Origin of the sequence: Mesoflavibacter zeaxanthinifaciens subsp. sabulilitoris (assembly GCF_014191595.1) — a bacterium.
Lineage (GTDB): Bacteria > Bacteroidota > Bacteroidia > Flavobacteriales > Flavobacteriaceae > Mesoflavibacter > Mesoflavibacter zeaxanthinifaciens.
The window spans coordinates 174,330-188,596 of record NZ_JACHWV010000003.1 but is presented as its reverse complement, the minus strand read 5'-3'; the positions used below and the strand labels follow the sequence as shown (position 1 = coordinate 188,596).

Annotated in this window: 13 protein-coding genes; 4 read left to right on the top strand and 9 right to left on the bottom strand. The window is 30.5% G+C overall.

The genetic code is table 11. From position 1 onward, the window contains the following. Positions 1-29: 29 nt before the first annotated feature. The 4 genes from ruvX to mazG all read left to right on the top strand — a co-directional run bounded on the left by ruvX (position 30) and on the right by mazG (position 2,397). The gene (ruvX, locus tag FHS04_RS05610; protein ID WP_106679339.1) at positions 30-440 is read left to right on the top strand and encodes a Holliday junction resolvase RuvX; all 411 of its coding nucleotides are present in this window, start codon (positions 30-32) and stop codon (positions 438-440) included. 6 nt (positions 441-446) lie between these two features. Beyond that, a complete protein-coding gene (def, locus tag FHS04_RS05605; RefSeq protein ID WP_106679341.1) occupies positions 447-1,037 on the top strand; it encodes a peptide deformylase in 591 nt (196 codons plus the stop codon). Positions 1,038-1,092: 55 nt separating this feature from the next. Next, positions 1,093-1,518 carry a DUF5606 family protein gene (locus FHS04_RS05600; protein WP_106679344.1) on the top strand — a complete coding sequence of 142 codons (426 nt, stop codon included), beginning with the start codon at positions 1,093-1,095 and terminating at the stop codon, positions 1,516-1,518. 105 nt (positions 1,519-1,623) lie between these two features. Further along, the gene (gene mazG / locus FHS04_RS05595) at positions 1,624-2,397 is read left to right on the top strand and encodes a nucleoside triphosphate pyrophosphohydrolase (protein ID WP_106679347.1); all 774 of its coding nucleotides are present in this window, start codon (positions 1,624-1,626) and stop codon (positions 2,395-2,397) included. A 638-nt stretch (positions 2,398-3,035) separates the two neighbouring features. Here the strand turns inward: mazG and FHS04_RS05590 are convergent. The 9 genes from FHS04_RS05590 to FHS04_RS05550 form a co-directional block, all read right to left on the bottom strand. Then, positions 3,036-4,928 carry a DUF349 domain-containing protein gene (locus FHS04_RS05590; RefSeq protein WP_106679349.1) on the bottom strand — a complete coding sequence of 631 codons (1,893 nt, stop codon included), beginning with the start codon at positions 4,926-4,928 and terminating at the stop codon, positions 3,036-3,038. Between the two features lie 77 nt (positions 4,929-5,005). Next, positions 5,006-5,740, bottom strand: coding sequence for a shikimate dehydrogenase family protein (locus FHS04_RS05585; RefSeq protein ID WP_106679351.1), 735 nt, complete (start codon positions 5,738-5,740; stop codon positions 5,006-5,008). Then, positions 5,733-6,749 carry a DUF368 domain-containing protein gene (locus tag FHS04_RS05580; protein ID WP_106679353.1) on the bottom strand — a complete coding sequence of 339 codons (1,017 nt, stop codon included), beginning with the start codon at positions 6,747-6,749 and terminating at the stop codon, positions 5,733-5,735. Before FHS04_RS05580 ends, FHS04_RS05585 begins: the two co-directional genes overlap by 8 nt. Continuing rightward, complete coding sequence (locus FHS04_RS05575) at positions 6,749-7,756, bottom strand: DUF368 domain-containing protein (protein WP_106679356.1); 1,008 nt, start codon at positions 7,754-7,756, stop codon at positions 6,749-6,751. The genes FHS04_RS05580 and FHS04_RS05575 overlap by 1 nt, the downstream gene beginning before the upstream one ends. Before the next feature lie 51 nt (positions 7,757-7,807). Beyond that, the gene (locus FHS04_RS05570) at positions 7,808-9,199 is read right to left on the bottom strand and encodes a tetratricopeptide repeat protein (protein ID WP_106679358.1); all 1,392 of its coding nucleotides are present in this window, start codon (positions 9,197-9,199) and stop codon (positions 7,808-7,810) included. Between the two features lie 146 nt (positions 9,200-9,345). Further along, positions 9,346-10,527 carry an aspartate aminotransferase family protein gene (locus tag FHS04_RS05565; protein WP_106679361.1) on the bottom strand — a complete coding sequence of 394 codons (1,182 nt, stop codon included), beginning with the start codon at positions 10,525-10,527 and terminating at the stop codon, positions 9,346-9,348. Between the two features lie 4 nt (positions 10,528-10,531). Further along, positions 10,532-12,355, bottom strand: a complete 1,824-nt coding sequence (locus tag FHS04_RS05560; RefSeq protein ID WP_106679363.1) for an OstA-like protein — start codon at positions 12,353-12,355, stop codon at positions 10,532-10,534. Between the two features lie 128 nt (positions 12,356-12,483). Continuing rightward, positions 12,484-13,755 (bottom strand): adenylosuccinate synthase, encoded by a 1,272-nt coding sequence (locus tag FHS04_RS05555; RefSeq protein WP_106679365.1) that lies wholly within the window; start codon positions 13,753-13,755, stop codon positions 12,484-12,486. Between the two features lie 5 nt (positions 13,756-13,760). Next, positions 13,761-14,219, bottom strand: a complete 459-nt coding sequence (locus FHS04_RS05550) for a Fur family transcriptional regulator (protein WP_027880118.1) — start codon at positions 14,217-14,219, stop codon at positions 13,761-13,763. Positions 14,220-14,267: the final 48 nt, after the last annotated feature.

The following is a 14,267-nucleotide window of genomic DNA, read 5'->3' as shown; positions in this document are numbered from 1 at the left end:
AAAACCATAAATTTGCATAAAATTTTAAGATGGCTCAAATATTAGCAATAGATTACGGTAAAGTAAGAACAGGATTAGCAGTTACAGACGATATGCAAATTATAGCATCAGGACTAGCTACTGTAGCTACAAAAGAGCTTTTAGATTACTTAAAAACATATACAGAAAAAGAGAATGTAGAGCTTTTTTTAGTTGGAGAGCCAAAACAAATGGATAATACAGCTAGCGAAAGCGAAGCTTTAATTAAACCATTTATTTCTAAACTAAGATCTACATTTCCGCACATTCCTATTGAAAGAGTAGACGAGCGTTTTACCTCAAAAATGGCAGCGCAAACCTTAATTGATAGTGGATTAAAGAAAAAACAAAGACAAAACAAAGCTTTGTTAGATGAGGTTAGTGCAACTATCATCTTACAAAGTTACCTTTATAATAAATAATAATTTATGATATTACCTATAGTTGCTTACGGCGATCCCGTTTTAAAAAAGCAAGCCAAAGAAATAACAAAAGATTACCCAAATCTTGACACATTAATAGATAACATGTTTGAAACTATGTATGGTGCATACGGTGTTGGTCTTGCAGCACCACAAATTGGGTTATCAATTAGACTTTTTATAGTTGATGCATCACCTTTTGCAGAAGATGATGATTTGTCTAAGGAAGAGCAAGAACAATTAAAAGATTTTAAACGTGTTTTTATTAACCCAATTATACTAGAAGAAACTGGAGACGAATGGGCATTTAACGAAGGCTGTCTTAGTATACCAGATGTTAGAGAAGACGTGTTTAGACAACCAAATATAAAAATACAATATCAAGATCAAGATTTTAATACACATACAGAAGAGTTGTCAGGTCTTGCAGCACGAGTATTTCAACATGAGTATGACCATATAGAAGGCGTGTTATTTACAGATAAATTATCTGCACTTAAAAAACGCTTAATTAAAGGAAAGCTAACCAATATTTCTAAAGGAAAAATAAACGTAGATTACCGAATGAAGTTTCCGTTAATGAAAAAGAAACGTTAAACGTTTGGAAAACCCAAAGTAACATTAGATATTTGCGACCCTTAAAAATAAATTTATGGCTTTAGAAAAAGTTTTAGCAATTTCAGGTAAACCTGGATTATACAAATTAGTAACTCAAACAAGAACGGGCTTTATAGCAGAATCTTTAATAGATCAAAAAAGATTATCTATTGGTATACAACAAAATGTAAGTGTATTAAGCGAGATAGCAATATATACTTTAACCGAAGAAGTGCCTTTAGCAGATGTTTTTAGAAAAATAAGCGAAAAAGAAAACGGACAAGAAACAGCTATTAGCCATAAAGACTCTAAAGATAAGTTAGAAGAATACTTCTTTGAAGTATTACCAGATTATGATGAAGATAGAGTATATGTTAGTGATATTAAAAAAGTAATTCAGTGGTATAATTTACTTGTTAAAAATGATCTTTTAAATTTAGAAGAAGAAGAAGTAACAACAAGTGATGAAGAAGAAGAATAAACTTGTTTATTAAAATATAAAAAAATCCAGCCTTAAAGCTGGATTTTTTTGTGCCAATGTTTTACGCAATAATAAATCATTGTACTTTTACCAAAACCCTTTTTTATGAATAGTAGACCTGATCAATTAAAAGCATTTGACCGTTTGTTAACCATTATGGATGAGTTACGCGAGCAATGTCCTTGGGATAAAAAACAAACCATGCAAAGCTTACGCCATCTTACTATAGAAGAAACTTACGAACTAGGTGACGCTATTTTGGATAACGATTTAGAAGAAGTAAAAAAGGAACTAGGAGACCTAATGCTTCACTTAGTTTTTTATGCAAAAGTAGGAAGTGAAACTAATGATTTTGATATAGCCGATGTACTAAATACTGTTTGCGATAAACTAATACATAGGCATCCGCATATTTATGGAGATGTAAAAGTTGAAAATGAAGAAGACGTAAAACGTAATTGGGAAAACCTTAAACTAAAAGAAGGAAAAAAAAGTGTTTTAGAAGGCGTGCCAAAAAGTTTACCAGCACTTGTTAAAGCAAGTAGAATACAAGATAAAGTTGCAGGTGTTGGTTTTGATTGGGAACAACCAGAGCAAGTTTGGGAAAAAGTAGAAGAGGAGTTATCTGAATTTAAAGAAGAAGTACAAAACGGTAATCAAGATGCTATGGAAGCTGAGTTTGGAGATGTACTTTTTTCTATGGTGAATTATGCGCGGTTTTTAAAAATTAACCCAGAAAATGCATTAGAAAGGACAAATAAAAAGTTCTCAAAGCGTTTTGTTTATTTAGAAGAAAAAGCAAAATCTTTAAATAAAGACTTAAAAGACATGACTCTTACTGAAATGGATGTTTTTTGGGAAGAAGCCAAAAAACTGTAATTGGAAAAATCTACTGATTTTTTCAAATATTACAATTTGGGAAGAAGCCAAAAAACTGTAATTGGAAAAATCTACTGATTTTTTTAAATATTACAATTTGGGAAGAAGCCAAAAAACTGTAATTAGAAAAATCTACTGATTTTTTCAAACATTACAATTTTGGGAAGAAGCCAAAAAACTGTAATTGGAAAAATCTACTGATTTTTTTAAATGTTACAATTAGGGAAGAAGCCAAAAAACTGCTATAATTTTTTAAAAAAAATAATTTATAAAAAGTTAATTGTAATTTGGTTAAGGTTTTAACTACTTGATTTACTTAAAAATATGTTAAAATCAACTTTTGTGTAATCTATAAAAATCCAAAACAATAAATGTATCGTATATAAGGCATATGACATTTAATCTTACCTTATTATAGAATAAAGTTGATTAATAGCATACATCATATTAGGTGTCATAGAAAATAAAATTATTTCTTGTAAGCGAAGAGAAATAATTGGTTAGTTTAGTTAGGAGCCAAAACCCTATTTCCTCTCAGAAATAGGGTTTGGTTTTTTTTATTAGAAAATGTTTCCTATAATTTTAATGATTATGAGTAATAGATTAATTAAATACTATATCATAATCGTTATTTTTAATTAATATAGAGACTTAATTTTTTTAAGTTTAGTTAGCCAAATGTCTAATTCCTCTTTATGCTTTTTTATGTTTTTATGTACTTCTTTAACAAGAGGATTATCAGATTTAACATTAGTAAAAAACTGTAAATTGTTTTCTAGTTGGTTAATTTCTCCTTTTATTTCATCTACTTTTTTCTGAATGTAAAAACGTTCGTTATCAATTACTTTTTGGTTGTCTGTAGATGATAAATCTTGAAGTTTATTTTCAAACTTAATCATTTCAGCTTCAGATTTGTTTAAATCTAAGTTTTTAAACAAACCATCTAATACATTATTAAAGTCACCTTCAATATGTTTTTTATTTTTAGGTACGCGACCTATATTTTTCCAATTATTAATTTGTTCTTTTATAGTAGCTAAGTCTTCCTTTTGGTCTCCGGTTAATTTTAACTCTTTAACTTTGGCTAGTAATGCTTCTTTTTCTTTAAAAGCTTGCTCTTCTTCTGCAGACGCTGCATTACGTTGGTCTTTTATTCTATTAAAATAGTGGTTACATGCAGTCTTAAATTGTTTCCAGATTTTGTCGCTGTCCTTTCTTGGTACATGTCCAATTTTTTTCCAATCTGCTTGGATTTTTTTCATTAAAGGTGTAGTTACTTCAAAATCTTCGTTGTCTTTGTTTTCTTCTGCAATTTTAACAAGTTCTTGTTTTTTCTCTAGGTTAACGTATTGTTCCTTTTTTAAGTCTTTGTAGAACTGATTTTTCTTTCTGTTAAAGGTGCGAACGGCTTCTTTAAATTTAGCCCAAGTTGCTTCGTTAACTTTAATAGGTACTTTTCCTGCTTTAAAAAACTCTTCTCTTAAAGCTTCTACCTCTTTAATTTTATTTTGCCAACCTTTATGTGTGTTTATATTTTCTGAAGAAATTTGAGCAATCTTATCTATAATAGCTTGTTTGTTTACAAGATTTTGCTCGTATAGTTTATCTAAGCTTTTAAAGTAATCTTGTCTGTTTTCATTAATTTTTTTTGTAGCTTCTTTAAATCGATCCCAGATTGGTTCTCTGTGTTCTCTTGCTACAGGACCAAGCTCTTCTTTCCAGATTTTATGAAGGTTTTGAAGTTCTCTAAAGGCTCTGTTTATATTATCGTCTTTAGCTAGTGCTTCTGCTTGTTCTATGATTTTTGTTTTTTGCTCTAAATTATGTTCAAAATCTTTATCGCGTAAATCTCGATCTAAGTGTAATAAATCATAGAAACGTTCTACATTAAAATGGTAGCTGTTCCAAGCGTTATTATATTTATCTCTTGGTATTGGACCAGCATTTCTCCATTGGTCTTGTAAATCTTTAAATGTTTTATATTTAGAACTCATTGAGTCTTCTGCATCTTCGGTAAGTGCTTTTATTTGCTCAATAATTTCTAGCCTATTATTTAAATTTTGCTTTAAGTTTTTTTCTAAATTTTTGTAGTGTGCAGTTAGACGTTGTTTGTAGTCTTTATAAGTGTCTCTAAAGCTACGTTGTAACGGAGAGTTGTATCTAAAGTCCATCTCTACACCGCCATTACTTAAAAACTCTTCTTTCTTTTCTTCAAGTAAGTCATTAAATTGTTTATCAAACTCTTGTTTTAAGGCATTAACATGTTTGTTTATAGCTTGTACTTTTTCGTTTTTTACCAAACGTTCAAGTTCTATAACCAATTGTTCCATGTTTAAAGACTCATAATCTTTTTCTTCAATATTATGTCTGTCTTTATTGCCTTCATCTTCGGCATCTTCTGCGTTAGAGTCTTCAATTTCATTTAAGACTTTATCATCGTCGTTGTTTGAATTGTCTTCTGTTGTTGGTTGTACAGTTTCTTTTTGTTCTTCCGTTCCGTCTGCGTTTTGCAGGTTATCTAGCTCTGACATCTTTAAAATGTTTTAAAATTTAGATTTTAAAGATAGTAACAAGTTGAAAAACTACAAACAAAATTCTAAGCTATGCGCTATTTATTCCATATTTTCCAAGCTTTTTCTGCTTGAAATACCAACATATCGTAACCATTAATGATTTTTGCGCCTTTTAGTTTTCCGTTTTTTAAGAACGTAGTTTCTGAAGGATTATAAATTAAATCGAATAAAATATGTTTTTTAGAAATGAAATTATAAGGTATGTCAGGAGCGTTATCTATATTGGGATAGGTGCCTACAGGTGTGCAATTAATGATTATTTTGTGGTCGTTTATGATGTCTTCTGTTAAATCTAAATACGTATAATCTGCTTTTGTTGAAGATGTTCTTGAAACAAATTTGTATTTAATCCCTAATTTTTTAAGAACAAATGCTATAGCTTTACTTGCGCCACCAGTACCTAAAATAAGTGCTTTTTTATGTCTTTTTTTAAGATGAGGTTTAAGTGATTTTTTAAAACCATAACAATCGGTATTATAACCCTTTGTTTTTCCTTTTTTTGAGATTTTTATAGTGTTTACAGCTCCAATTTTTTTTGCTTTTTTATCTAAGCTATCCAATTGTGGAATAATTTCTTCTTTATAAGGAATTGTAACATTTAAACCTTTTATATCTTGATTTAATACTTCAGTTTTAAATTGATTTATGTTTTCTATATCAAAATTTTCGTAAGATGCATCTTTAATATCTTCATCTTTAAATTTTATTGAAAAATAATTTTGAGAAAATGAATAGGAGATATCTCTACCGATTAATCCAAATCTACGCATTGGCTTGCCTTGTTTTTTGTCCGTAAAACTCTAAAGCTAAAACTATAGCTATACCAATTATTGTAAAAGCAATAGCATAGTAGGTTTCTGGTGTTAGTTCTGGTAAATAACGTTTGTAATTTTCGATGATTTTTTCTCCTCTTGAGTCTAGTACAAAATTATTATTACTGGTTTTATATATGGTTTCTTTAAATGGCCAAACGACACCTAAAGAGCCAACGATAAAGCCAATTATTGATGCGATAGTTACACTTTTATAATGTTTTAAAATATAATTTAATGCGTGAGAAAACGTGATTAATCCAACTATAGAACCAAGCGTAAAAACAGCCAAAACCTTAAGCATTCTTATACGCTCTAAGTTAGATGTAAAGCTAAAGTCTCCAGTAATAATTTCGGTTACAGTGTCATACAAAGCATTTACAGAATCCACTAGAAGTAACACGTAATTACCTAAAAGTATTAAAATGAAGGAACCTGAAAAACCAGGTAAAGTCATACCTGATACACTAATTATTCCGCAAAAAAATACAAATAATAAATTGTCATTTTGTGTTGCAGGATCTAAAAAGCTAATACTTAAACCAATAGCAACACCAATAGTTAATGCTATGTATGTTGTAGGTTTCCAGTCTTTGAAATCTTTACTTATATAATAAATAGATCCAATAATCATCCCAAAAAACACACTCCATACATATAGCTGATAGTGAGTTATTAGATAGTCTAATATTTTAGAAACGCTAAAGTAACTAATTACCATTCCTAAAAATAAGAGACTTAAAAATCTACCATTTATATAATTGTAAAATGATTTAAAACGACCATTAAATAGTAGTTTAAACGCTTTTATATTTACTTTTTGAAGAGAATAAATAAACTCTTCATAAAACCCTGAAACAAAAGCAACCACACCACCAGAAACACCAGGCACTTTGTTTGCTGCGCCCATTCCTAAACCTTTAAGAACTAAAAAAATACGATCTTTTAATGTTCTGGTGCTTTGCATTATTCTGGTTTGTTACCTACTTTTTCAAGTATAAAAATAGTTAAAAATCCTACAACCATTAAGCCAATTGCTAGCGGTAGTTGCGCATTGACTTGATTTATTTCGGCGTAATATGAAGGAGAAATACTTTGCTCTATTACCATTTTGTAACTGTCAAAATTCTGAATAGATTTTTGATAGATACCTAATGTGCCAAAGTTTGATACCGTCTCAAAATCAATAATATTTCCTGTGGTATCTTCCATAACCTTCAAGGTTTTTTTGTAAGGCCAAACTTTGTTTAAAGAGCCTAAAATAAAACCAGTTAATAACGCCAATGTTAGATTATGATAATTTTTAAATAGCCATTTAAGAACACGACTAAAAGATAAAAGACCAACTACAGCACCAGATGCAAAAAGAGCTATTTTTTTGATGTCAAAATCATGAAATGCATCACTTAATGTCTTGTAAGCACCTAGAATAACTAAAATAAAGCTGCCAGAAATCCCTGGTAAAATCATTGCACAAATAGCTATAGCGCCAGCAATAAAAAGAAAATAAGAATTAGTATTACTAGCTAAGGACGGTAAACCTGTAATGTAAAAAGCTATTACAGCACCAGCAATAAGAGCAATAATAGTAGATGATGACCACTTTTTTATTTGTTTGCCAACAAAGTAAATGCTTGCAATAATTAATCCAAAAAAGAAAGACCAAATAAGTACAGGATGTTCTTCTAAAAGAAATTTAGCCAACCTCATAAAGGAAATAAAGCTAATTATAATACCTGTTAAAAGCGCTAATAAAAAATTACCGTTTAACTGTTTCCAGAAAGGAAGAATGCCCTCTTTTTTTAAGGTTTTAAATAAAGAAAAGTCTACATTACTTATAGTTGTTACTAATTCTTCGTAAATACCAGAAATAAATGCTATAGTTCCTCCAGAAACACCAGGAACAGCATCTGCTGCGCCCATTGCAACACCTTTTAAGCTAATAAAAAGATAGTCTTTTAAACGTCTTTGCATCTTTTTTGTTTTAAAGCTTCAAAGGTATGTAAAATTAGAAACAAGATTACGTTATTGTACCTTTTTTAACGCCTTTTGAAAAGTAATAGAGTGATATACTTCAGGAAATAGCTCTTCTATAATAAACAAGAATTCTTTATTAAAAGTCATAGCGTTTTTAAGATGATAACTGCCTTTTTCGGTTTCTAAAACTTTATAGTATATACCGGTTAGTCTAAATTCTATTTCGGCATTTTCAGGATAAAATTCTGTTGCTTGTATTAAATTTAAACTAGCTGCATCTAATTCTCCTATCTGAATAAGTATATCTGTTCTTGACAACCAAGTGTTTAGTTCGTAATTACCTAATTCTATTGCTTTTTTATAACCTTTTTCTGCTTCTTCTAAAAAGTTAAGTCTTTGATTTATTTGGGCATAAAGTTTCCAATAGATTACATTTTCTGCATCAATATTTATTGCTTTATTGATGTAATACAATGCTTTTTGGTAATTATGTTGCTTTAAATAAAACTTAGTAATTGCAATCCAACCTTTATCTAGTAACGGATCTTCTTTTACTGTTTTGTAATAGTATTGTTTAGCTAAATCTAATTGACCTAACTTTTCATAACAACAACCCATTCTTAATAAAGCAAAGCTAGTTGGGTCATCAAGCTCTAGTGTAAGTAAATAGTTTTCTATCGCTTCTTTGTAGCGTTTTAATTTTTCTAAAACCTTACCTTTTTCTAAGTAAGCACCTATAAAACGGTCATCAGAAATTATTGCAAAGTCAAATGCGCTAAGCGCCTTTTTATAATCTTTAACAGAGAAGTATTGTTTGCCTAATTGATGCCATGCAACTTCACAATAAGGATTAGAATTTAAGTATTTATTTAAAAATGTAATTGCTTCTTCATTTTCATTTAAAAAATCAAAGCAGTATATAATGTTATATAGTGAAGAATAGTCTTCTGGTTGTTCTTCTAAACAGCTCATAAAGCTTTGCTTGGCTTTTTCAAAGTCGTCTAAGAGCAAGTATTCCATGCCTATTAAAGCGTGTATTTCTGAAACTTCTTCAGAAAAGTTTAATGCTATTTTTAATACTTTAATAGCATCTTCATGTTTATCTTCTTTAGAAAGAATATTAGCTTTTTGAATGTACACTTCTTCATTAGATGGTTCTAATACATAAAGCGCATCTAATAGTTGATTAGCCTCTTTTAATTTGTTTTCAAAAACATAAACTTCAACTTTAAATAATTTTAAATTAGTTGAAGATGGATGTTGTTCTAAACCTAATTTTATTGCTTTTTTTGCAAGAGCAACTTTACCTTGATTAAGGTAATGATGTATAATGTTTTCAAATTCTTCTGAATCAAAAAACAATACATTGTTTGTTTTTAGCATTGATTCGAATCTATTTAAAGAAACATTATTGTTAGGTCTATCTTGACTGAATTCCATAGGCGTTTTTAATTTCCTCGTAATAAATGTAATGTTCTATTGTACTTTTTTTAAACTTTTAGATGATTTGTTTTTAACAAAGTAATGAACAATTACTATTTCAATTGTTTTTTAGTTGAGCTTTAGTCGGTTAGAAGATAACTTTATTACAGTAATTTATTAAGGATGTCAATAATAATGCCACAGCCTTTTTTAAGCTCGTCTTTACTGATTGTTAGTGGCGGTGTTATACGTATGGCTTTTGGTTCAAATAGTAACCAAAATAGAATTAGACCTTGTTTTTGAGCTTCTAAAACTACATGGTTAGTAACCTCTGCAGACTTTGTAATTGCAGCTAACATTAAACCACGACCACGCACTTCTTTAATTAAAGGATGTTGTAAAAGAAGGTCTTTTACCAATTTTTCTTTTTCTAAAGTTTCTTGCATTAAATTGCTATTAACTACTTCTTTTAATGTTGCTAAAGCAGAAGCAGCAATTAAAGGATTACCACCAAAAGTAGTGATGTGTCCCATTTTTGGGTTGTCTTGTAATAGTGACATATGCTTTTTTGAAGCTGTAAAAGCACCAATTGGTAAACCGCCACCAAGACCTTTACCGGTAACGACAATATCTGGGATAACATTATAGTTTTCGAAACCAAAAAGTTTACCTGTTCTACCAATACCTGGTTGAATTTCGTCTAAAATTAATAAAGCGCCAACGCTTTGGCATTTTGCTTTTAATTTAGCTAAGTAATTATTAGTTGGCTCTATAAAACCTGCACCACCTTGAATAGTTTCTGCTATAACAGCTGCAGTTTTTTTAGTAATAAAATCTAAGTCAGTTTCATTATTAAAGTTAATATGATGCACATCAGGTATTAATGGTCTAAAAGGTGCTTTTCTTTCTTCATAATTCATTAAACTTAAAGAACCCATTGTATTACCATGATATGCATTTTTCATAGCAATAATTTGACTTCTTCCAGTAACGCGACGTGCTAGTTTTAGTGCACCTTCAATAGCTTCTGTACCAGAATTTACTAAATAAGTTTGTTCTAACGGATCAGGTAAATGGTCTGCTATAAACTGGCATAAATCTACTGCAGGACCTTGAGCATACTCGCCATAAACCATGACATGTAAATATTGATCGGCTTGCTGTTTTATTGCTTCTATAACTTTTGGGTGACAATGCCCTAAAGTACATGCAGATACACCAGCTACAAAGTCTAAATGAGCATTGTTGTTGGTGTCATATATATAACTTCCTTTGGCATGAGAAACTTCCATACCTAAAGGAAATGGCGACGTTTGCGCTTGATATTTAAAGAATAAATCTTTCAATAGTTTAATCCTTTTTTAAATCAGGTATTTTATTTAGTTTTTTGCCCGTTTTTTCTTTTGAAGTGTCTTTTTTGTTTAAAAACTTATTAGGTACGTTTCTTGACGCTTTTGGTTTTTCGTCTTTTTTAATCAAGTTTTTATCTTCGGCTTCTTGATCTGCTTTTTTTACACGACCAATTAAATCGTCGTTAAAAAATTCTTCTTCGTCATTGTAGGGCTCTAAGCCTTTTATTACTGGTAAATTTAATGGTGGATCATCTACAAAAAGATCTTCTACAGATGCAGGTCGCTCGTCTTCACGCCAATCAAATCCTCTTAACTTTCTTGCGTTTGCAGGAAAATCTTCTTCGGTGTAAAGTTTTCCGTCAAATTGACGAAGTTTTCTTAGTTCTGTTAATTCTTTATTCTCAAAATACATTTCAATATCTGCAGATTTTGACTTTTCAATACCTATTAATTCGCCATTTTCATTTCTACTATAATTGATAGATTCTGCATTTTTAAGAATATCAACTTGCTTCAGATTATTTTCATCATCAAAAAGACCGATTAATCGCTTTCCAGAAATTTGGTTGTAACCATCGTCACTTAATGTGTCTTTACTGATGACAAATGCATTATAAAATACAATTAAAGAGTCTAGTTTTTCGGTTTTTGGGTTGGATTTAAGATGAATAGTATCTCCAGTCATTTGGTTTTTTACATTCCAAAGAATAGGCTTTCTTGCAGCTGAAAATGCATCGCCTTTATTCATTCTTGCTAAATTGATTAGCTGTGTTAATCCTGTTTTTTGATCTACGTGTACCGAATCTGCTTTACCGCTAATATCTGATTTGTAAATCTTGGCATTATAATAAGCTCTAGTAATACGGTGTTCTGGTTTGCCTGTTACCATTAATGTATCTGCATGCATAAATATGCTATCCTTTTCTTGAAGTGTGATCGCTAATGCACGTTTTGTAATAAAAACAGAGTCTTTTGCACGGTAGACTTCGGCATAGTGACCTTTAACAATACTATTGTTTAATGTATCTGTGACTTTAATATTGTTTGTTGCAGAAGCGAAGTTTTTATTACGGTCAAAATACATGCTATCACCTTCAAAAACACGGTTGTCGTAATCTATTCTTGATTTCTTTACAAAGTAACCGGTGTCAGATTCGGTGTCGTAAAAACCGCGTTCGCAATAAATTTTACTTGCTGCATCTTCAATAGTTGATGGTCCGTACATATATGCATGACCTGTATCTGTATAGTAATCTAATATTTTTGTTTTTAAAGTATATTCTGGATTAACAAGCTTAACGCTATCTTGAAATCTATACTTTTTTCTTGGCATAAAATAGCGTCCAATTTTACTGGTAATTGTTCCAGAAGAATCTCTTACAACTTTACCGCCTGTTTTATAATAAGCTTCTTGTTTAGCACGGTTAAAGTATAAAGTGTCTGTAGTTAGAATAGATTGTGGCTCGGTTAAAATAACATCTCCAGAAGCAAATGCTAATTGGGTTTTTCCTGAATATTCTGCGTATTTTGAATTTAAATTTATGGTGTCGCCTTGTACCATTTTTACATTTCCGTAGGCTTCAACAAAATCTTCTTTTCCGTAAAAAATGGCTTTGTCGCAATACATGTCTATACCATCATGAAAAATATGAATTTGTTGTGCATCATTTCTGGTTAATATTTGTGCACCAGGAAATTTTTCTTCGTCTTTTTCTCCAAAACCAGCGTATTTAATCTCAATAGTTTTGCGTTGTGCAGATGCAAAATAAGATATAAAAACTATTAGAAAGAGTAGGAGATATTTTGTTTTTATTGACTTCAATTTTAATGTGTTTGATGCAAAAATAACGATTTAACTTACTTCGTATTATCAATTAGTATTTATTTAAGACTGAAAAACCTGCTAATTAAATTGTTAGCAGGTTTTTAAATCTTTTTTAAAAGAAATTTTTATCTAAAAATAGTTTGTTTTCTGTCTGGTCCAACAGAAACTATTGTAATAGGAATTTCTAATTCTTTTTCTAAAAATGCGATGTATTCATTTAGTTCTTTAGGTAATGTAGAGGCTTCAGACATCTCAGTTAAATCTTCTGACCAACCTTTAAACTCTGTGTAAACTGGTTCTACATTTTCAGGTTCGATATTGTATGGTAAATGCTTAATCTCTTCACCTTTATATTTATATGCTGTAGCTACTTTTAAAGTTTTAAAACCAGATAAAACATCTGCTTTCATCATCATTAATTGTGTAACGCCATTAACTTGACAAGCGTATTTTAATGCTACTAGGTCTAACCAACCACAACGTCTTGGTCTACCTGTTGTTGCTCCAAACTCATGTCCAACGCGAGCCATAGTTGCGCCGTCTTCGTCAAATAATTCTGTTGGGAAAGGTCCAGAACCAACACGTGTTGTATAAGCTTTAAATATACCAAACACTTCTTTTATTTTGTTTGGTGCTACGCCTAAACCAGTACAAGCACCTGCAGCAGTGGTATTACTAGATGTTACAAAAGGATATGTTCCAAAATCGATATCTAATAATGATCCTTGAGCACCTTCTGCTAAAATACTTTTCCCAGATTTTTGAGCTTGAAAAACGTACTCTTCAGAATCTATAAATGTTAAGCTTTTTAAAACGTTTACAGCTTCAAAAAACTCGCTTTCTAATTCTTTTAAATCGTATTCTATTTTAGCGTCGTAAAAATCTATCATAGATTCGTGTTTGTCTGCTAAACTACGGTACTTTTCTTGCCAATTATCTAATTCTAAATCTCCTACACGTAAACCATTACGACCTGTTTTATCCATGTATGTTGGCCCAATTCCTTTTAAAGTAGAACCTATTTTTGCTTTTCCTTTAGAGGCTTCACTAGCGGCATCTAGTAAGCGATGCGTAGGTAAAATGATATGCGCTTTACGCGAAATTAATAATGACTTTTTATAATCTACGTCTTGCTCTGCTAACTTGTCCAATTCCTTTTTAAAAATAACAGGATCTATTACAACACCGTTACCAACTAGGTTAGTTGCGTTTTTATGAAATATACCTGAAGGGATTGTGTGTAATACGTGCTTTTTACCATTAAATACTAATGTGTGACCAGCGTTTGGTCCTCCTTGAAAACGCGCAATAATATTATATTTAGAGGTTAAAACGTCAACAATTTTTCCTTTGCCTTCGTCGCCCCATTGTAAACCAAGTAGTAAATCTACTGCCATTATATTTAGTTGTTTTGTGATTTTTTTCGGTTACCGTAAAAGTATAAAGAGTGTTTATTAATTTCTATATCAAACACTTCTTCTATGGTTTTTTTGATTGCTTGAATGCGTGGATCGCAAAATTCTATAACTTCTCCTGTGTCTTGTAAAATAACGTGGTCGTGTTGTTTATCAAAATATGATTTTTCGTAGTGTGCTTGATTTTTTCCAAACTGATGTTTTCTAACCAAACCACAATCTAATAAAAGATCTATCGTATTGTAAAGTGTTGCACGACTAACACGATATTTTTTGTTCTTCATATTTAGATATAAAGATTCGATATCAAAATGCTCATTACTAGAATATATTTCTTGAAGTATAGCATAACGTTCTGGTGTTTTACGGTGTCCTTTTTCTTCTAAAAAAGCTGTAAACACATTTTTAACGATTTCTTGATTTTTTATGTCCGTATTTGCACTCATAATTATCCGACAAATTTACATTTTTTTTTGTGGTTAAATGCTATTTTT